The sequence below is a fragment of the Nocardiopsis protaetiae genome (assembly GCF_045446735.1).
In the GTDB taxonomy this organism is placed as follows: domain Bacteria; phylum Actinomycetota; class Actinomycetes; order Streptosporangiales; family Streptosporangiaceae; genus Nocardiopsis; species Nocardiopsis protaetiae.
In genome coordinates, this window is record NZ_JBJJBV010000046.1 from 1 (window position 1) to 19,369 (window position 19,369).

General features: G+C 73.9%; 17 protein-coding genes. 9 read left to right on the top strand and 8 right to left on the bottom strand.

Translation table 11 applies throughout. The features are described from left to right. Positions 1–79 precede the first annotated feature (79 nt). Positions 80–2,695, bottom strand: coding sequence for a bifunctional FO biosynthesis protein CofGH (locus ACJOT3_RS09970; protein WP_406971170.1), 2,616 nt, complete (start codon positions 2,693–2,695; stop codon positions 80–82). Positions 2,696–2,980: 285 nt separating this feature from the next. Between ACJOT3_RS09970 and ACJOT3_RS09975 the strand changes: the two genes are divergently transcribed. The 5 genes from ACJOT3_RS09975 (at position 2,981) to ACJOT3_RS09995 (ending at position 8,009) form a co-directional block, all read left to right on the top strand. Next, positions 2,981–3,943 carry a lysylphosphatidylglycerol synthase domain-containing protein gene (locus ACJOT3_RS09975; RefSeq protein ID WP_406971172.1) on the top strand — a complete coding sequence of 321 codons (963 nt, stop codon included), beginning with the start codon at positions 2,981–2,983 and terminating at the stop codon, positions 3,941–3,943. Between the two features lie 70 nt (positions 3,944–4,013). Next, positions 4,014–4,619 (top strand): RNA polymerase sigma factor, encoded by a 606-nt coding sequence (locus tag ACJOT3_RS09980; RefSeq protein WP_406971174.1) that lies wholly within the window; start codon positions 4,014–4,016, stop codon positions 4,617–4,619. Continuing rightward, entirely contained in the window at positions 4,616–5,746 is a 1,131-nt protein-coding gene (locus ACJOT3_RS09985) for a CU044_5270 family protein (protein WP_406971176.1), read from the top strand. The genes ACJOT3_RS09980 and ACJOT3_RS09985 overlap by 4 nt, the downstream gene beginning before the upstream one ends. A 147-nt stretch (positions 5,747–5,893) precedes the next feature. Next, positions 5,894–6,925: a hypothetical protein gene (locus ACJOT3_RS09990; RefSeq protein WP_406971178.1), complete on the top strand. Its 1,032-nt coding sequence runs from the start codon at positions 5,894–5,896 to the stop codon at positions 6,923–6,925. Positions 6,926–7,082: 157 nt separating this feature from the next. Beyond that, positions 7,083–8,009 carry a hypothetical protein gene (locus tag ACJOT3_RS09995; protein WP_406971180.1) on the top strand — a complete coding sequence of 309 codons (927 nt, stop codon included), beginning with the start codon at positions 7,083–7,085 and terminating at the stop codon, positions 8,007–8,009. A 56-nt stretch (positions 8,010–8,065) separates the two neighbouring features. Here the strand turns inward: ACJOT3_RS09995 and ACJOT3_RS10000 are convergent, their stop codons facing one another. The 3 genes from ACJOT3_RS10000 to ACJOT3_RS10010 are packed head-to-tail and all read right to left on the bottom strand — an operon-like array spanning position 8,066 to position 12,223. Further along, positions 8,066–9,178 (bottom strand): glycosyltransferase family 4 protein, encoded by a 1,113-nt coding sequence (locus tag ACJOT3_RS10000; RefSeq protein WP_406971182.1) that lies wholly within the window; start codon positions 9,176–9,178, stop codon positions 8,066–8,068. Continuing rightward, the gene (locus ACJOT3_RS10005; protein ID WP_406971184.1) at positions 9,175–10,131 is read right to left on the bottom strand and encodes a glycosyltransferase family 2 protein; all 957 of its coding nucleotides are present in this window, start codon (positions 10,129–10,131) and stop codon (positions 9,175–9,177) included. Before ACJOT3_RS10005 ends, ACJOT3_RS10000 begins: the two co-directional genes overlap by 4 nt. A gap of 52 nt (positions 10,132–10,183) precedes the next feature. Next, on the bottom strand, positions 10,184–12,223 hold the full coding sequence (locus tag ACJOT3_RS10010; RefSeq protein WP_406971186.1) for a hypothetical protein: 2,040 nt from the start codon (positions 12,221–12,223) through the stop codon (positions 10,184–10,186). A gap of 126 nt (positions 12,224–12,349) precedes the next feature. Between ACJOT3_RS10010 and ACJOT3_RS10015 the strand changes: the two genes are divergently transcribed. Then, on the top strand, positions 12,350–13,162 hold the full coding sequence (locus tag ACJOT3_RS10015; RefSeq protein ID WP_406971188.1) for a TIGR03089 family protein: 813 nt from the start codon (positions 12,350–12,352) through the stop codon (positions 13,160–13,162). A 32-nt stretch (positions 13,163–13,194) separates the two neighbouring features. Then, complete coding sequence (locus ACJOT3_RS10020) at positions 13,195–14,127, top strand: DUF3592 domain-containing protein (RefSeq protein ID WP_406971190.1); 933 nt, start codon at positions 13,195–13,197, stop codon at positions 14,125–14,127. A gap of 150 nt (positions 14,128–14,277) precedes the next feature. Here the strand turns inward: ACJOT3_RS10020 and ACJOT3_RS10025 are convergent, their stop codons facing one another. The 3 genes from ACJOT3_RS10025 to ACJOT3_RS10035 form a co-directional block, all read right to left on the bottom strand. Beyond that, positions 14,278–14,460 carry a hypothetical protein gene (locus tag ACJOT3_RS10025; RefSeq protein WP_406971192.1) on the bottom strand — a complete coding sequence of 61 codons (183 nt, stop codon included), beginning with the start codon at positions 14,458–14,460 and terminating at the stop codon, positions 14,278–14,280. Positions 14,461–14,659: 199 nt separating this feature from the next. After that, complete coding sequence (locus tag ACJOT3_RS10030; protein ID WP_406971194.1) at positions 14,660–15,874, bottom strand: amidohydrolase; 1,215 nt, start codon at positions 15,872–15,874, stop codon at positions 14,660–14,662. Positions 15,875–15,991: 117 nt separating this feature from the next. Continuing rightward, on the bottom strand, positions 15,992–16,810 hold the full coding sequence (locus ACJOT3_RS10035) for a helix-turn-helix domain-containing protein (protein ID WP_406971196.1): 819 nt from the start codon (positions 16,808–16,810) through the stop codon (positions 15,992–15,994). A gap of 187 nt (positions 16,811–16,997) precedes the next feature. Between ACJOT3_RS10035 and ACJOT3_RS10040 the strand changes: the two genes are divergently transcribed. Further along, positions 16,998–17,381 (top strand): PLD nuclease N-terminal domain-containing protein, encoded by a 384-nt coding sequence (locus tag ACJOT3_RS10040; protein ID WP_406971198.1) that lies wholly within the window; start codon positions 16,998–17,000, stop codon positions 17,379–17,381. 86 nt (positions 17,382–17,467) lie between these two features. Then, complete coding sequence (locus ACJOT3_RS10045) at positions 17,468–18,112, top strand: peptidylprolyl isomerase (RefSeq protein WP_406971200.1); 645 nt, start codon at positions 17,468–17,470, stop codon at positions 18,110–18,112. Between the two features lie 29 nt (positions 18,113–18,141). On the opposite strand, the gene ACJOT3_RS10050 is transcribed toward ACJOT3_RS10045, so the two are convergent. After that, positions 18,142–19,329: a cysteine desulfurase family protein gene (locus ACJOT3_RS10050; RefSeq protein ID WP_406971202.1), complete on the bottom strand. Its 1,188-nt coding sequence runs from the start codon at positions 19,327–19,329 to the stop codon at positions 18,142–18,144. Positions 19,330–19,369 lie beyond the last annotated feature (40 nt).

Sequence of the window (19,369 nt, forward strand, 5' to 3'; positions counted from 1 at the left end):
TCCCCCGGCGCTCCCGCCCCTTCGCCGTTCCCGGGGCTCCGTGGTTCCCGGGGCCCGGTCGTTCCCGGTCCCGGGCCTCTCAGACGAGGGGGAGGGAGCGGCGCAGGATGCTCGGGGCGACGCCGTCGCTGGCCTCGGCGACGGCGCGGCGTTCGGCGGGGACCTCGCCGTAGAGGGTGGTGCGCTGGCGCAGCGGGCGGCCGGTCGGCGCGACCAGGGCGCGGATGTCGGTGATGGTCTTGTACGAGCCCTGGTCGGAGCCCGCCATGCGGCTGATGGTCTCCTCCATCAGGGTGCCGCCCACGTCGTTCACCCCGCCGCGCAGCAGCAGGCGGCAGGTGTCCTCGGCGAGCTTCACCCAGGAGCACTGGATGTTGTCGATCGCCCCGTGCAGCAGCAGGCGGGCCAGGGCGTGCACGGCGCGGTTCTCGCGGACGGTGGGGCCCGTGCGGGCCAGGCCGGCCAGGTAGATGGGCGCGCTGGTGTGCACGAACGGCAGCGGCACGAACTCGGTGAACCCCGGCCGCCCGTTGCGTTCCAGGGAGCGCTCCTGGAGCGAGCGCAGCAGCTTGATGTGCGCCACCCAGTGGTGGGGCGAGTCCACGTGCCCGTACATCATCGTGGACGTGGTGGGGATGCCCAGGTCGTGCGCGGTGGTGATGACCTCGATCCACTCGCTCGCCGGGAGCTTGCCCTTGGTGAGGACCCAGCGGATCTCGTCGTCGAGGATCTCCGCGGCGGTGCCCGGGATGGAGCCCAGGCCCGCGTCGCGGGCCCGGGTGAGCCACTCGCGGACCGGCAGGTTGGTGCGCGCCGCCCCGTTGACCACCTCCATCGGGCTGAACGCGTGGACGTGCATGCCCGGGACGCGTTCGCGGACGGCGGCGGCGATGTCGAAGTAGGCGGTGCCCGGCAGGTCCGGGTGGATGCCGCCCTGCATGCACACCTCGGTGGCGCCCGCGTTCCACGCCTCCTCGGCGCGGTCGGCGACCTGGTCCAGGGAGAGGGTGTAGGCGTCGGCGTCGGTGCGGCGCTGGGCGAACGCGCAGAACCGGCAGCCGGTGTAGCAGACGTTGGTGAAGTTGATGTTCCGGGTGACCACGAACGTGACGTCGTCGCCGACCGCGTCGCGGCGCACCCCGTCGGCCAGCCCGGCCAGGGCCTCCAGCTCGGACCCGTCGGCGTGCAGCAGGGCCAGGGCCTGGGCGTCGGAGAGCCCCGCGGGGTCCTTCTCCGCGGCGCGCAGGGCGTCGGCGATCTCCGGGTCGAACCGGCGGGGCACCGCGCCGTCGCGGTCGACGCCCTCGCGCAGGGACTCCCAGTCGCCGTACACCGAGTCGAAGTCGCCGCGCCGGTCGCCGGTGCGGCCCTCGGTGTCCACGGCGGTGTGCAGGTCGGTGCGCCCGGTGTCGGCGAGCACCGCCTCGGGCTCCTGCCAGGGGCGGCCCACCACGGGCGCGTCCTCGCGGGCCAGTCCGGTCTCGGGGTCGACCAGGGCCTCGACGTGCGCCCGCAGCCGCGGGTCGAGCCAGGGCTCCCCCGCGCGGATGTACTCCGGGTACGCGGTGAGCCGTTCCCTGAGCTCGAACCCCTGGGCGGCGCTGCGGGCGGCCAGATCGTCGATCTGCGGCCAGGGCCGCTCCGGGTTGACGTGGTCGGCGGTGAGCGGGGAGACCCCGCCCCAGTCGTCGATGCCGGCGCGGAGCATGAGCGCGTACTCGTCGCGGCCGCCGTCCTCCCCGCCGATGAGGTTGGGCGGGGCCTGGACGTGCGCCTTGGGCCCCATGACCAGGCGGGTGACGGCGATGGTGGCGGCCATCTCGTCGATCTCGGCGTCGGCCCGGTGCATCATCGCGGTGTCCGGCTTGGCGCGGAAGTTCTGGACGATGATCTCCTGGATCCCGCCGTGGCGGCGGGCGACGGAGCGCATCGCGAAGATCGACTCGGCCCGGTCGGCGATCGTCTCCCCGATGCCCAGCAGGATGCCGGTGGTGAAGGGGACGCTGGTGCGACCCGCGTCCTCCAGGGCGCGCAGGCGGACGGCCGGGTCCTTGTCCGGACTGCCGTAGTGGGGCTGGCCCTTCTCCTCGAACAGCCGCCGGGAGGTGGTCTCCAGCATCATGCCCATGGACGGGGCGACGGGCTTGAGGCGCTGGAAGTCGGCCCAGGTGAGCACGCCCGGGTTGAGGTGGGGCAGCAGCCCGGTCTCCTCCAGGATCATGATGGAGACGGCGCGCACGTAGGACAGGGTGTCGTCGTAGCCGTGGGCGTCGAGCCACTCGGCGGCCTGCTTCCACCGGTCCTCGGGGCGGTCCCCCAGGGTGATGAGGGCCTCCTTGCAGCCCATCGCGGCGCCCTTGCGGGCGATGTCGAGGACCTCGTCGGGGGACATGAACGGGGAGTCCAGGCGGCCGGGCACGGTCGCGAAGGTGCAGTAGTGGCAGCGGTCCCGGCACAGGCGGGTGAGGGGGACGAACACCTTGCGGCTGTAGGTCACCACGCCCGGCCGCCCGGCCGCCTCCAGGCCCGCGTCGCGCACCCGGGAGGCGTACCCCAGGAGGGTCTCCAGGTCCTCGCCGCGGGCGTGCAACAGGACCTCCGCCTCGGCGGCGTCGAGGGTCTTGCCGTCGCGGGCGCGGGCCAGGGCGCGGCGCATGGCGGACGGGGTGGGGGCGGGTTCGTTCGCACCGGTCATAAGCGGCACCCTACGCCCCGGGGGTTCCGCCCCGGTGAACGGCACCGGCCCCGGGCACCGGGGCGGGGAGCGGCACCTACCGCGGGAGCGGGGAGCGGTACCGGGCACGGACGTCGGGAACGGGGCGAGGGCGCCAGGGACGTCGGCGGGTGCGGGACCTCCGGTGGACGCAGGGCCGCCGGTGGCTGTGAACGCCCGGGCCGTCGGCGGACGCGGGGCGCGGTGGTCCGCCGGGCACCGCCCGGGGCGTAGGGTCGGCGCAGGACGGAGATCGAGGAGGACCGCGTGCTCGCTCGGCTGCGCCGCGACCCCTGGGTGCGGCTGGTGCTGGTGCTGCTGCTGTGCGCGTGCGCCGGGTGGGCGCTGCACGGGCACTGGGGGCAGGCTCGCGACGCCGCGCTGGCCCTTCCGCTGTGGACGCTGCCGCTGGCGGTGCTGGCCGGGATGGCCGGGCTGACCGCGCAGATGATGGCCTGGCGCGCGCTGCTGGCCGGGCTGGGGTCGCCGCTGCCGGTGCCGGTGGCGGCGCGGGTGATGTTCGTGGGCCAGCTCGGCAAGTACCTGCCGGGGTCGGTGTGGGCGTTCGTGGCCCAGGTGGAGCTGGCCCGCGACCGGGAGGTGCCCCGGGTGCGGGGCACGGCGGCGACCCTGCTGGCGGTGGGGGTGACGGTGGCCGCGGGGCTGGCGGTGGCCGCGGTGGCGCTGCCGCTGTCGTCGGCGGAGGCCGCCCGGACGTGGTGGTGGGCGCTGGCCCTGGCCCCGCTGCTGCTGGCCGGGCTGCACCCGCGCGTGGTGCGGTGGGGGGTGCGTCTGGCGGCGCGCCCGTTCGCCCGGTTCCGCGAGGTGGCCGAGGCCGGACCGCTGGACATCGGCGGCCGGGCGATGGCGGCGGCGCTGGGGTGGACCCTGGCGGCGTGGGTGCCGCTGGGCCTGCACCTGTGGGTGCTGGTGTGGGCGGTGGGCGGCGACCCGTGGGGGTCGCTGGCCCCGGCGGTGGGCGCGTACGCGCTGGCCTGGACGCTGGGCCTGCTGGTGGTGTTCGCCCCGGCCGGGCTGGGGGTGCGCGAGGCGGTGCTGGTGGTGGCCCTGGCCCCGGTGGTGGACGCCGGGGCGGCACTGGTGGCGGCGGTGCTGTCGCGGCTGGTCATGACGGTCGCCGACGTGGCGTGGGCGGGGCTGTCGGTGCCGCTGTCGCGGCTCGGGGGGCGCCCGGTGGACGCGGACGGGCCCCGTTCCGAACCGGCGTGAACCCCTTTCCGGGGATCGGGCTACTACAGGTAGAAGCACGTCCCTGACGTCCCCCACGGATTGGACCCCCATGTCCCCTACCGCCTCCTGGGCGCGCGTGCCCGAAGGAGCGGAGAGCGACGCGTCGGTCGTCCGCCGGTCACTGTACGAACCCGCCGACTTCGGTGAGATCTTCCGCCGGCACGCACCCGCACTGCACCGCTACGCGGCCCGAAGGCTCGGCCCCGCCGAGGCCGACGACGTGGTCGCCGAGACCTTCCACATCGCCTTCCGCAAACGCCACCGCTACGACCCGGCGTACCCCGACGCACGCCCCTGGCTGTGGCGGATCGCCGCCAACCTGATCCGCAGACACCACCGCACCGAGACCCGCCACTACCGCGCCCTGGCGCGGACCGGCGTCGACCCGGTCCTGGAGGGGCACGCCGACCGGGTCGACGCGCGGGTGGACGCCGACTCGGTGTCGGCCTCCCTGGCCGCCTCGCTGGCCGGGCTGTCCAAGGGCGACCGCGACGTGCTGCTGCTGATCGCCTGGGGCGAGCTGACCTACGAGGAGGTCGCCACGGTGCTCGGCATCCCCGTGGGCACCGTGCGCTCCCGGCTCCACCGCGCCCGCAAACGCCTGCGCACCGACCTGTCCGCGTCCGCCGTCCACCACGAGGAGGGGGCCCGGTGAACGAGCTCGATCACCTGAGGACCCTGAGGTCCGAGATCCCCGAACGCTCCCCGGAGGAGCTGGCCCTGCTGACCGGCTGGCGACCGGGCGGCAGAGAATTCCGGTCGGCGCGCCGACCACGCAGGCTGCCGCTGGTGCTGAGCGGTCTGGCCGTGGTCGCGGCGGCCGTCGTCTTCCTGGCGCTGGTGGTGTTCCCGGGTTCGCTCACGGTCGGCGTGGGCCCGGCCGTCGACCCCTCCGAGGAGGCCACGGAGGCGGACGCGCCCGCCATGGAGGCGATGGCCCCGATCATCGAGGCGGTCCGCGACCAGCCCGTCGGCGGCGACGTGTGGTACCAGAGCACCACCACGGGGTGGGCCCTGGGTGTGGGGCCCGAGGATGACAGGTACGGGGTGTACGACATCCGTTCCAGCGAGCAGTGGAGCTGGATGGGTGAGCTTCCCCTCGAATCGGGCGGTTCCCCGGACGAGGAGGAGAGTTTGAGCGCCCTGCGCTACGACTTCGGCGACTGGGCCCTGGTGGACGACAGGCATCAGGCCGCGTGGGAGCGCGACGGCTCCCCCGACTCCTGGACCGGCGAGCAGACCGGCGATGGGCCGGTTCCCCATGCCTCCGCTACGAACGTCGAAGGCGAACTCCTCGGCCCCAGCGGCACAGGGTGGTACTTGGCAGGCGGGCCACTGGAACACCGGGACCTCCAGGAACTCCCCTCCTCCCCGGAGGCACTGCGGGAGATGATCCTGGCGTACGAGGACCCGGACGCACCTTCGGCCGAGGAGGACCGGCTCTTCCTGGACATCGGCTACGACCTGGCCATCCCCCTTCCCCCCGAAACGATGGCCGGCATGTACACCGTCCTGGCCGGGCTCTCCGGTCTGCGGCCGCTCGGGGAGGTGACGGACCTGTCCGGCCGGGACGCCGTGGGGGTGGCCTACGCCCCGGCCGACCCCACGGATTTCGGTACCGTCGAGCACCGACTCCTCTTCGACCCCGAGACCGGCCGCCTGCTCTCCAGGGAACAGGTGGTGATCGAACCCTCCGCGTCGGCGGCCGACTGGTGCGAGCCCGGAGACGTGGTGGAATACGGCCTCTACGAGACCGCCTGGATCGACGAGCCACCGCTGTAGCGATCCCGCTCACCGGCTCGGGCCGGTGCGCCCACGGCCTGGCCCCGGGATCCGCACGACGGACGGCGCGGATCCCGGGCAGGCGAACCCCACGCCCGCGACGGGCGTCCCAACGGCGGCATGCCGCCCCCTTGAACAGGAACCCCCATGCGTCACTTCCGCCCCCTGCTCCCGGCGACCGCGGCCCTGCTGCTCGCCGTCACCGCCTGTACCCAGGACACCGCGCCACCGGCCGCCGACCCCGCCGAGGCGGCGGACGGCCCCGCCATGGCGGTGATGGCCCCGGTCATCGAGGCAGCCCGCGCCCAGCCCGTCGACGGCGGTGTCTGGCACCAGGAGCGCACCTGGGGAGAGGCCTGGGGTGTGGGGCCCGAGGACGGCCGGTACGGGGTGTACCGCGTGTACCGCACCGAGGAATGGAGCTGGACGGGCGCATACGACATCCACACGGGCGAGTTCGAGGGCGAGGAGGCGGGCCTGAGCGCCCAGCGGACCAACGAGACGACCTGGGAGCTGGTGGACGAGAGGCACCGGGCCGCGTGGGAGCGCGACGGATCGCCCGAGTACTGGCCGTACGACCCCGTGACCGAACGGGTGGAGATCCCCACGCGGGAGGAGGGCGGGGAGATCTCGGGCCCCCAGCCGGGGGGATGGAACCTCGGGGCCGCGACCGTGGACCACCCGGGCCTCCAGGAGCTGCCCCCCGACCCCTCGCGGTTGGAGGAGGCGCTGTTCCCCGATGCGGAGACCGGGGCGGTGGACACGGCCTACCAGGACCACCTCGTCACCGAGCACGGGTGGACACCGGAGAGCGGAGAGCCGGACGAGGACACCCTGCGGTTCCTGTACGTCGGCACAGGGCTGTCCCTCCCCTTCCCGCCCGAGGTCAGAGCCGGTATGTACACCGTCCTGGCCGGGCTTCCCGGCGTCCGTCCGATCGAGGAGGCGACGGACGTGTCCGGCCGGGCCGCCGTGGGCGTGGCCTACACCCTCCCGCCCACCGCGGCCGGCACGGTCGAGCAGCGGCTGCTCTTCGACCCCGAGACGGGCCACCTGCTCTCCCGCGAAGCGGTCGTGACCGAGCCCTCCGAGGCGGAGGCCGACTGGTCCGAGCCGGGCGACGTGGTGGAGTACACCCTCTACGGGACTCCCGCCTGGATCGAGGAGCCGCCGCTGTAGCGATCCGCCACCCGGCCGGGGCACCCGGCACGGCCGTCCCGGACCCCTTCCGGGACGGCCCCCCGGGGACCCTTGTCCGAGGGCTGGTTATGGTCGTTCCAACAGCGGCACGCCGTTCCCCGCGGACCTGCCGTTCCCCCCTCGGACAGGAGAGCCCGTGCGCCTCATCCACCCCCGGTTCCCGTTGATCGCCGCCCTGTTGTTCACCGCCACCGCCTGCGATCCGGGCGGGGAGGCCCCTCCGGCCGCCGCCCCGTCACCGTCCGCCCCGGTGGGGGCCGACCCGATGGACACCATGGGGCCGCTCATCGAGATGATCGGCGCCCAGGAGCAGGCCGGGACCGTGTGGTACACCCGCGTGGAGCGGGCCGAGGCGATGGGCGTGGGCCCGGCGGAGGACCCCTACACGATCCTGTACCGGAGCCCGGCCGAGTACTGGCGGGACACCGCGGCCGCGCGGTCGGTCGGCCGCAGCCTGGGCAACGACTGGGACCTGGCCTCCGAGGGGCACCGCGCCGCCTGGGAACGCGACGGCTCCCCGCAGCGCTGGACCGAAAGCGTGTACGGGGAGGCGGAGATCCCCCAGGAGCTCCCCCTGGAACTGAGCGCGCCGTACGACGACCCGTACTACGACATCGGCGACACCACCCGGCTGGAGGGCCCGGACCTGGCCGCCCTGCCGACCGACCCCGGCGCGCTGCGGAACGAGTTCGGCCTGGGCACGCTGGCCCGTCCCGGCACCGAACCCCTGCTGCCCTACCACGAGGCCGCCGTCCTGCCGGTGCCGCCCGAGGTACGGGCGGGCATCTACGCGATGATCGCCCAGGCCCCGGAGGCGGTGCCCTTCGAGGGCGAGGACGTGCTGGGCCGCCCGGCGGTCGGCATCTCCCAGGAGGCCGGCGAGGGCGACCGGGGACGGTTCGAGCACCGGCTGCTGTTCGACCCCGAGACCGCGGCGCTGCTCTCCTACGAGACGATCGTCATCACCCCGCCGGAGTCCGACACCTCCTGGCAGCAGCCGGGCGAGCACGCCCGGTACGTCGCCTACGAGGAGATCGGCTGGACCGACGACTGGCCCCTGTAGTCCCGGCGCCCCGGCACCGCCAGGGCGCCGGGGCCGCGGGGGCCGCGGGGAGCGGCTCAGGCGGAGAGGAGGCGGGTGGTGTAGTCGGCCCAGAAGGGGGCGGGGTCGACCGGGCGGACGCCGGCGCGCAGGCGCTCGGGGGTGCCCGGGGCGTAGAACTCCTTGAGCGCGCGGGCCAGGTCGTCGGCGTCGCCCGGGGCGCACAGCAGCCCGTCGACGTCCTCGCGGACGTGGTCGGCCAGGGCCCCGGCGCGGGTGGCGATCACCGGCAGGCCGTGTTCGTGGGCCAGCCACACGTTCTGGCTGGCGGTGGCGGTCCGGTAGGGCAGCACCACCGCGTCGGCGGCGGCGTACAGGCCCGGCAGCTCCTCGGCGGGCACGTACCCGTCGCGCAGCCGCACCCGGTCGCCGAGCCCGAGGTCGGCGGCGAGCGCCGCCAGGTCGGCGGTGCCGCCCCAGAACTCCCCGGCGACGGTCAGCGACACGTCGTCGGGCGCGCCGGCGGCCAGGGCGCGCAGCAGCACGTCCACGCCTTTGTAGGGGCGGACGATGCCCAGGAACAGCAGGTGGCGGCGCTCCCCCGGTTCCGGGGGGAGGACCGCGCCGGTGTCGGGCAGGTGCGGGGGCAGCACGGCCGTGACCGGGGCGTCGAACCCGGCGCCGCGCAGGCCGTGCGCCAGGCCGGCCTGCTCGGCGGAGTGGGCGAGCACCCCGTCCACCCGCCGCAGCAGCGCCCGGACCAGCGACACGTCCACGGCCCGCCGCTCGTGCGGCAGCACGTTGTGGCACAGCGCCACCACCCGGGTGCGCTCACCCCGCACCGACCGCACCCCGGCCAGGATGCCGAGGTAGGCGGGCACCTGCACGGGCGAGAACAGGGTGAGGACCACCAGGTCGGCCTCCCGGGCCAGCCGCCGCCCGGTCCGCCACCACCCGTCGGGCCGGTACCAGGCCAGCTCGCGGCGGGTGTCGGGGAAGGGCTCCCCCTCGGGTTCGCCGACGGTCTGCGTCCCCGGGTAGAGCGCGGCCGGGTACTGGGCCCGCCACGACTCGACCGCGGTGGGGTGCCCGGCGGCGCGCAGCCGGTGCGCCAGCTCGGTGGTGTGCCGGGCGCCGCCGCCCTTGTAGGGGTGGACGGGGCCGACCAGCGCGACCCGCGCGGTGCTCACGCCCCTTCCCGGGAGCGCACGATGAGGTCGGCCAGCAGGGCGATCGCGGCGATGATCAGACCGGTCATGAGGATCATGACGGTGTTGTTGGGGATGTACAGCGGGTTGCGCACCTGGTCGAACACGAACTTGGCGGCGCCCAGGCCCAGCAGGGTGAGCGCGGGCGGCATCAGCACCTTGAGCGGGTTGAAGTACATGACCATGCGCAGCACCTGGAGGATGTACCGGTACGCGTCGGTGACGAAGTGGAACTTGGACTTCCCGGCGCGCTTGGCGTACTCGATGGGCACGTACCGCACCGGGTGCTGGTTGGACAGGAACGCCAGCGTGATGGTGGTGACGCAGGAGAACCCGGGCGGCAGCAGCCGCAGGTAGGGGCGGGCCACGTCCCGGCGGAACACGCGCAGCCCGGAGTTGAGGTCGGGGATGCGCGTGTTGGTGAGCTTCTCCGCGATCTTGCGGATGATCCACTTGGCGGGCACCCGCAGCGCCTTGTGGCTGCCCATCTCCTGGGTGCGGGCGCCCACCACCTGGTCGATCTCGGGGTCCTCGTCGAGCATGGCGACGAGTTCGGGGATGCGCTCGTTGGGGTAGCTCATGTCCGCGTCGGTCCACACCACGTACTCGCCGCGGGCCCGCTGGCTGCCGATGCGGCGGACCGTGCCGGAGCCGCCGTTGTGCCCGAACGCGATGATCCGCATGTGCGGGAACACGGGCGCGACCTCGCGCAGCCGCTCCAGGGTGGCGTCGGTGGAGGCGTCGTCGACGGCCAGCAGCTCGTACCCGTACCCGGACGCGTCCATGGCCGAGCAGATCCGCTTGACCTCGTCGACGACGTGGTCCTCCTCGTTGTAGCAGGGCAGGACGATGGTGACCCGCACCGGCGGATCGGCGGGGTCGGTCCCGGGGCCGGAATCGGGGCGGGTTCGGGCGTCGTCGTGTGTCTGGCTCATGCGTTCTTCTCGACGGGGACGGGGGCCGTGCGGCGAGCGGCCGGGGCGGGGTTCAGGTCCGGGGGACGACCGTGATCCACACGCTCCCGACGAAGCTCCAGTGGCCGGTGGGCGGTTCCATGAGAGTACTCGGATCCATCTGCGCCACCACGTGGAAGGGCCGGTCCGGTTCCACGCCGGGGACCAGGGCGGTGAGCTGCTCCCAGTCCTCGGAGGCGAGCACGGGCGTGCGGCCGCGTTCCAGGATCTCCCCGGTGACGCGGTCCACGTTCTCGGGCGTGGCGTCGTCGAGCGCGGCGGTGGGCACCCCGCAGACGTTGCGCAGCAGCGGCATGTAGTTGCCCGCCATGCCGGGGTCGACGACGACCACCGAGGCGTCGTCCGGCAGGGCCTCGCACAATCGCTCGGTGGCCGCCACCGTCCCCACGTCCTGCCGGTATCCCATGATCCCGGAGAAGGAGGTGATGGCGGTGGGGCCGACCATCGCCACGGCCGCCCCGGCGGCGACCACCACGGGCAGCACCCGGAAGGCCGAGTTGTGTTTCTCCGCCTGCACGGCGATGGCGCAGTAGCGGGTGAGCCAGGACAGGAACCAGACGGCGAACAGCACGAACGCGGGGATGACCAGGACGATGAGGCGGCGGCTGGCCCAGGGGTGGTCGGGGGTGATGGCGGGGCGCAGCAGCGTGGTGGCCACCGACCACACCAGCAGCATGGCGGGCAGCAGCCACTGGGGGTCGCGCCACTGCGTGAGGCGGCGCAGGACCAGGGCCACGCCCAGGGAGGCGAACAGGACGGTGCCCAGGCCCACGTACCAGCCCACCCAGTACAGGCTCATGTCGTAGTAGGTGCGGCTGCCCTCGACGGGCAGCCCCTCCTGGGCCTGGACGTAGGCGACCCAGCCGTCGGTGAAGTCACTGCCGTGGCCGTAGTCGGGCCACAGCAGCGGGCGGATCGCGAAGCCCACCATGGTGAGCAGGGCCAGGGCGGCGACGGCGACGGGCAGCCACCGCACCCGGTCGGTGCGCGGCAGGCCGTACCGCCACAGGGCCGCGGTGCCCAGGGCGGCGGCGAGGACCACCCCGCCGCTGATCATGAGCAGCGGGTCGAGGGAGTCCGACAGGTATTCCAGGTAGGGCAGGGACAGCCCGTACCCGGCGTAGAAGCCCAGTCCGGTGCCGAGCGCGAGGCCGCCGAGCAGCGGCAGGGCCTGGCCGCGCCGGGCGAGCAGGAGCAGGGCGATGAACCCGATGACGGGCAGCAGGTCGCGGATGGCGTCGATGCGCACGACCAGGGCCAGGCCGAGCACCAGTCCGGCGACGGCGGCCAGGGTCTGCGCCCTGGACCACCGGTCGGTGATGTGGGTGCGCCTGACCAGGGAGTCGTAGGCCAGGATGAGGCCGCCGATGAGGAGGATCTGGGTGACGGGCTCGCTGTAGGTGAACCGGCTGACCCACTGCTGGGGCAGGCACAGGGCCAGGACCAGGGCGGCCAGCGGGGCCCAGCGGGCGCCGACCAGGCGGGCGGTGAGCCCGGCGAAGGCGAGGACGCCCAGGGCGCCCAGGATCGGCGTGGCGATGAGCATGCCGTCGAGGCCGCCCAGCCAGTACCCGATGGCGGTGACCAGGGGGGCGCCGGCCATGAACTGGGGCCAGATGACGTCGTCGCGTTCGTAGTGCGCCAGGCTCTGGTAGCTCAGCGCGGGGTCGTCCCCGGCGATGAGCTCGCGCTGCTGCGGGATCGGCAGGTGGCCGTTCTCGGCGATCCACGCCGTGTACATGGCGTAGGAGGCCGGGTCGCGGCGGATGACCAGGGCCTCGGCGTGGTAGGCGATCTGCACGATCGCGAACGCCGTAGTGACCACCAGGACGAGCAGGACGGGCCACCAGGGCACGTCCTCGTCCAGGTCGGGTATGAGCCGTGGCACCAGGGCACCGGCCGCGATCACGGCGGGGACCCCCAGAATCAGGGCGATCCAGGGGGTGAACAGTCCGAGTGCCAGAAGGGGGAAGGCCACCAGGAGCCAGGCGGACACGGCGATCGCGGGCAGCGCGGTGACACGGGCGAGGAATCGTCCGGGAAGCAAGCGCATGGGGCAACTCTGTCACTTCCCGTCACCTCCTCGCACACCGCACGACGGTTTGTTACGGACCCGCCGCCTCTCACCGCCGCCCCCTCCGGCCCACCTCCGGACCCGCCAGGTCCTAGAGTGAGGGCCATGTCCGAAACTCCCGCGCAGCTGTGGCGCGACCTGGTCGCCGCCGACCCCTCCCGCCCGTTCATCACCTCCTACGACGCCTCGGGCGGCCGGGTGGAGCTGTCCCGGGCCACCTTCGACAACTGGGTGTCCAAGACCGCGAACATGCTCGTGGACGGGTTCGGGACGCAGCCGGGCGACCGGGTGGTGCTGGCCCTGCCGGTGCACTGGCAGGCGCTGGTGTGGCTGACGGCGTGCTGGTCGGTGGGCGCGGTCGCCGAGATCGCCGAGGGCGGCGACCTGCCCGCGGACGCCCAGGTGGCGGTAGCCGACGCCGACCGCCTGGAGGCGGCGCTGGGCAGCGGCGCCGAGGAGGTCGTGGGCACCTCGCTGCACCCGCTGGGGCTGCCGCTGCGGGAGGTCCCGCCGATGGTGCTGGACTACTCGGTGGAGGTGCGCGGGTACGGCGACCGCTTCTCCCCCTACCCGGTGGACCCGCAACTCCCGGCGCTGCGCCTGTCCGGGACCCGCACGGGCGGGGACCTGGTCGCCGGCGGCCGCGACCGGGCACGGCGCTGGGGGCTGACCGACGCCGACCGGGTGGTGCTGATCCTGGACCCGCAGGCCCCGCCGAGCGTGCTGGGGCAGGGCGCCGAGCTGCTGCTGGGGCCGGTGGCGGCGGGCGCGCCGATCATCCTGACACCGCTCCCGGACACCGGCACCGATCCGCAGGAGACCTGGAAGCGGCTGGAGGCGGAGCGCGCCACGGTGTTCGCGACCGCCGGCGACGCGGACCTGCCCGGCACGGTGCCCCTGCGGCGGGTCTCCCTCTGACCGGGGCGGCATCCGCCGGGTAGAAAAGGGGGATGGAACTCCCCCACCTCCTCCTTTATGCCCTTGCCGGACTCTTCGCCGTCTTCGCCCTGCTGTGGGCGGTCCGTCGGCTCCGCGGGGTCCCCGCCCTCCTGCGGCGCGATCCCCTGCGCCGCGGGGGCGAGCCCGTGTACGGGGCCGTCCTGTCCTCGGCTCCCCCGCGCCGGAACGCGGTGGGCCCGGCCGCCGTGACGGTCCGGGCGGAGTCCCCGGACGGCCGCCGCACCTGGGAGGCCGTGGACGACTCGGGGCTGGGCGGGTACGACCCCGAGCCCGGCACCCGCGTGGAGGGCGTGTACACGCCCGCCGACCCCTCCCGGCTGCGGGTGCTGCGCATCGCCCGCGCCGACGGCGACGGGTACTTCGAGGTCCCGAAGGACTCCGGCGCACGCCCGTTCCGGATCGCCGAGACCGTGCTCGCGGTCCTCGTCGTGCTGGCGACCGCGGCGATCGCCCTGAACGGCTCCGTCTCCCCGTTCGGACTGGTCTTCCTGGTGGTGCCCGCGGTGATCGTGCTCGCGGGCCTGCGCATGACGTTCGCCGTCCTGCCCGCCCTGGTGCGCCTGTTGTACGGGTTGCAGCGCAGCCGAATGGCGGAGGCCGAGGGGACCGTCACCGACACCTGGACCGAGACCCGCACCCGGTCGTCCGACTCCGCGTCGAGGAGCAGCACCGTCCACTGCCAGAGCGTGCGGTTCACCACCGCCGACGGCCGCCGGGTGCACCGCCGCGACCCGATCGACCGCCTCGTGGCGGGACCGGCGGCCGGTGGGCCGGTGCGGGTCCGCTACGTGGAATCCGCCCCGGAGCTCTTCGCCACCGGCACTCTGTCCCCGCTGAACGTCGTGCTGGGCCAGGGCCTGCGGCTGGTCCTGGGGCCGGTGCTCATCGCGGTGGGGCTGTCCGTGCTCTCCGGCTTCCTGTGACCCGGCACGGCCCGCCCGGTGCGGCCCGGCGGCCCGGCGGCCCGCCCGGAGAACAGCAGGGGGCGGTGTGCCGCGCCCCGCGCGGCGCACCGCCCCTCCCCCGGCCCGAACCCGGGGCGCCCGTCGACCCGGGGCCTCACCCGGCCGGGCCTATACGGCCAGACCGTAGGTGTTCCCTCCGCCGCGGCCGCGGCCGCGGCCGAACCACCGCGGGGCCGCGTCCCGGCGGCGCTCCTCGCGGATCCGCCGCAGCTCGCGCTCCCGGGCGGCCTCGTGCTCGCGGTCCCGGCGGTGGTGCTCGGCGGCCTCGGCGGCGGGGTCGTGGTACGTCATGGTGTCCTCCCGGAAGTCCGATCCCGGGTTCCGTCGTCCCGGATGACCTCAGACTCCCGCTAAGGACCCTGCCCGGACATCGGCAGATCACCGTAGATCCCCGGCCACGGGCACCTCATTTCCGGCCCTGCGGGGCAAAGGGCCGGGTGAGGGGGTCCGGGCCGCCTGAGGCGGCCCGGACCGGCGCACCCCGTGGGCCTCAGGACTCGCGGTAGTAGGCGTCCGCGGCCGTGCCGCGGCGGGCCTCGTAGTCGTAGGTGTAGACTTCGCGGCCCTCGATGAACACGCGCTCGGCGCGGCTGCGCAGGTCCAGCGGGTCGCCCGACCACAGCACGACGTCGCCGTCCAGGCCCGGCTTCAGGGAGCCGATCCGGTCGTCCAGGCCCATGATCTCGGCCGGGTTCACGGTCAGGGCGCGGATCGCCGAGTCCGGGTCCATGCCCTCCTTGACGCACAGGGCGGCCTGGAGGACCAGGAACTCGATGGGCACGACCGGGTGGTCGGTGGTGAGCGCCACCTTGACCCCGGCGCGGTCCAGGATGCCCGGGTTGGCCAGGGTCTTGTTGTTGACCTCGACCTTGGAGCGGCTGGTCATCAGCGGGCCGGTGATGACGGGGATGTTCCGGGCGGCCAGCTCGTCGGCCAGCAGGTGGCCCTCGGTGCAGTGGTTGACGATGAGCCGGTAGCCGAACTCGTCCGACAGCCGGATGGCGGTGTGGATGTCGTCGGCCCGGTGGGTGTGCTGGCACCAGGGCAGCTCGCCGTCCAGGACCCTGACCAGCACCTCCAGGGTGTTGTCCCGGTCGAAGGGCTTGTCCTCGGCCGCGGCGTTCGCCTTCTTCGCCTTGTAGTCCTGGGCCTTGGTGAAGGCGTCGCGGATGACCGCGGCCACGCCCTGGCGGGTGGAGGGCAGCTTGTCCTTGTTGCCGTAGACCCGCTTGGGGTTCTCGCCGAGCGCGCTCTTGACGCTGGCGGGGTGCTTGATGAGCCGGTCCTCCATGCTGCGGCCCCAGCTCTTGACCGCCACGGTCTGCCCGCCGATGGGGTTGCCCGAGCCGGGCTTGACCACCGAGCTGGTGACACCGCCGGACAGGGCGTCGACGAAGCCGCGGTCGGCGGGGTTGATGGCGTCCAGGGCGCGCATCCGCGCCCCATTGGGGTCGGTCATCTCGTTGGTGTCGTCACCGGCCCAGCCGATGCCCTCCTCGTCGATGCCGATGTGGCCGTGGGCCTCGACGAAGCCGGGGAGCACCCACTTGCCGGAGGCGTCGACGACGGTGGCGCCCGCGGGGACGGCCACCTCGGAGTCGGGGCCGACGGCGGTGATCCTGCCGTCGGAGATGAGAACCGTGCCGCCGTCGATGGGGTCCCCGTCGACGGGCACGACGTATCCGGATGTGATCGCGATATCCATGGCGGGCAACCTAGCCCATCATGGGACATCGGCCCAAGACCTTTGGTGGAAGCGCTTCCACCGGCCGCCTCCGTGTCGGCCCGGAAGCGGGCCCGGGGCCCGGGCCGGTCCCCGTGTTCAGCCCTCGGGCCAGCGCGCGCTGAGGATCTCCGAGTCCGGGGTCAGCTCCACCGTGACCTCCTCGATGGCGTCGCGGATCATGGAGCACCGCAGGACCTGCTCGGCGTCGGTGATGAGCTCCCCGCCCTGGGCGGCGAACGCGTACAGGATGGGTGCCCGGTCGCCGTACTCCATGAGCCGGAAGGGCCCGCCCAGCTCGGGGTGGCGGGGCGAGTTCTCCGGGATCATCCCCAGCCGCACGATGCCGGCCGCCACCAGGTCGGAGAGGAAGTCGCGCTGGGCGTTGAGCACCTCGGCCCCGCCCTGGGGCCGCCGCAGCACGGTCTCGTTGAGGACCACTCTGAGCGAGGGCCCCTCGGGGCCGGTCATCGCGGCCCGCAGGGACATCTCCTCCTCGACCATGGCCTCGACCTCGCCGTCGGACAGGTCGAAGTAGCTGGGCCGCAGCACCGCCCAGGAGTACTCCCGGGTGCGCAGGAACGGCGGGATGACCACCGGTTGGGTCTCCCACACCTCGGGGGCGTGCACGGTGAGTTCGCGCAGGTCCCCGAACTCGTTGGGGAACGCCTCCGCCTGGAGCGCGACCGCCCAGGCGTCCACCAGCTGGTGCTCGGTGCCCAGCGCGTTGTCCACCCGCTCCACCAGGGAGCGCGCCGGTCGGCAGCGGGCGCTCTCCACCTCGCCGAGCTTGTCGTCGCTCACCCCGACGGTGGCGGCGAGTTCGGCACGGGAGAGCCCCCTGTCCGAGCGGGCGCGCAGGATCCTCGCGCCGAAGGGGAGCCATACCGCCGAGGGCAACACCGTGTTCACGCCCATCATCCTCCTCCGTCGCCCGTGGGGCCGGACCTGGATCGACGCCGGGCGGCCCCGTGGTCCGACCCTCTCCCGGAGCGGGGTGCCCGGTCAAGCGACCGATGAGTGCGGCGATCCGTGATAAGTCAGTACAAGGTCTGACAATGCCACCCGGTGCTCCGGGTGTTCCCCCGATCAACAGGAAGATTCCGTGACCTACCTCTACCTGCTGTTCTTCGTCGTGGCGCTGGCCGTGTGGGTGTACGCGCTGTTCGACGTCGTCGGTTCGGACGCCGACGCCGTGCGCCTGCTGCCCAAACCCGCCTGGGTGGTGATCGTCCTGCTGCTGCCCAAGCTGGGCGCGCTGGCGTGGTTCGCCCTGGGCCGACCGCAGCGGGCCGGCGTCCCCGGTCCCGTGCGCCCGCCCTCCCCCTTCCCCGAATACGACCATCCCAACCGGGCCCGGGGCGCGACGCCCGAGGACGACGCGGAGTTCCTGCGCCGCTGCCGCGAACGCGCCGAGGAGCAGCGCCGCCGCGCCCGTGAGCAGGCCGAACGCCGGGAGCAGGACGGACCGGACCAGGCCGGGGACTGACCGGTCCCGGGGCGGCGGGGGTCCGCGGGGGTCGGTACCCTTCAGTGGCGTCCGCCGTCCCTCCCCATCCCCGAAGAGTGTGATCCATGCGCCTGACGACCCTGCCCGCCGTCCTGCTGGCCGGAGCGCTGCTCGCCACGACCGTCGCCTGCGGCAACGACGACACCCCGGCCGCGCCCGAGGGGGCGTCGGGGTCCTCCGAGGTCCCGGACGTGGACGTCAGCGACGTGGAGGGCGCGACCCTGCACACCAGCCACGGCGACATCACCGTGGACCTGCTGCCCGAGATCGCGCCGGTCACGGTCGCCAACTTCGTCGGCCTGGCCGAGGGCGCGGGGGTGGCCAACCCGGCGACCGGCGGGGCCGAGTTCTACGACGGCACGGTCTTCCACCGGGTCATCCCCGACTTCATGATCCAGGGCGGCGACCCGCAGGGGACCGGCCGCGGCGGCCCCGGCTACCAGTTCCAGGACGAGTTCAGCGACGAGGTGGACTTCTCCGAGCCGGGCGTGCTGGCCATGGCCAACTCCGGCCCGGGCACCAACGGCTCGCAGTTCTTCATCACCGTGGCGCCGACCCCGCACCTGCAGAACAAGCACACGATCTTCGGGCAGGTCGCCGACGACGCCTCGATGGAGGTGGCCGTGGAGATCTCCCTCGTCGCCACCGAGGCCGGGGACCGGCCGGTCGAGGACGTGGTGATCGAGTCCGTCACCGTCCACCGCGGCTGACCAGCGGGCCTTCAGAATCAGAGAAAGCGTCAGCGGGCGGCCCGGGCTCTCAGCCTCTTGGCCAGGGCCGTCCGCGACCGCTCCACCGCGGGCCCGACGGCCTCGACCAGCGCGTCCACGTCGGCCTCCGTGGAGGTCCGGCCCAGGGACAGGCGCAGGCTGCTGGAGGCGGTGTCGGGATCGGCCCCCATGGCAAGCAGCACGTGGCTGGGCTGGGCCACCCCCGCCGAGCAGGCCGAGCCGGTGGAGCAGGAGATGCCCTTGGCGTCCAGCAGCATGAGCAGGGCGTCGCCCTCGCAGCCGGGGAACGACAGGTGCGCGATGCCCGGCAGCCGCCGGTCCACGTCCCCGTTGACGACGACGTCGGGGACCACCCCGCGCACCCGCTCCTCCAGGGTGTCGCGCAGCGCGGACAGGTGGGCGGCGTGCTTCTCGCGTTCGGCGACCGCCAGGTGCACCGCGGCGGCCAGCCCGCGCACCAGCGGCGTGGCCAGGGTGCCCGAGCGGATGTCGCGCTCCTGGCCGCCCCCGTGCAGCACCGGGACCGGGGTCAGCCCGCGCGCAAGCAGCAGCGCCCCGGTGCCCACCGGGCCGCCGAGCTTGTGCCCGCTGACCGTCAGGGCGCTCACCCCGGAGGCGGCGAAGTCCACCTGTTCCACACCCACGGCCTGCACGGCGTCGGTGTGGAAGGGGATCCCGTACTCGGCGGCGACGGCGGCCAGTTCGGCCACCGGCTGCACCGTGCCGACCTCGTTGTTGGCCCACATCACCGACACCACGGCCACGGACTCCGGGTCGCGCTCGATCGCCTCGCGCAGGACCCGCGGCTCCACCCGGCCCCGGTGGTCCACCGGCAGCAGCTCGTGGACCGCGTCCTGGTGCTCGGCCGTCCAGTGGGCGGGGTCCAGTGCCGCGTGGTGCTCGACCGCACTGGTGATGATCCTGCGGCGCCGGGGGTCCTCGGCGTGGCGCGACCAGTACAGGCCCTTGATCGCGATGTTGTCCGACTCCGTGCCGCCCGCGGTGAAGACCACCTCGTGCGGCGTACACCCCAGGGCCTCGGCGACGCGCTCGCGCGACTCCTCGACGGCGCGGCGGGCGGCGCGCCCGTGCCCGTGCAGGGAGGAGGGGTTGCCGAGGGAGCCGAGTCCGGCCGCGACCTCGGCGATCACCTCGGGGCGGACCTCGGTCGTGGCTGCGTGATCCAGATACACCATGGCGTTACCAAGGATAAGCGTCCGCGGAGGGCTGCCGATA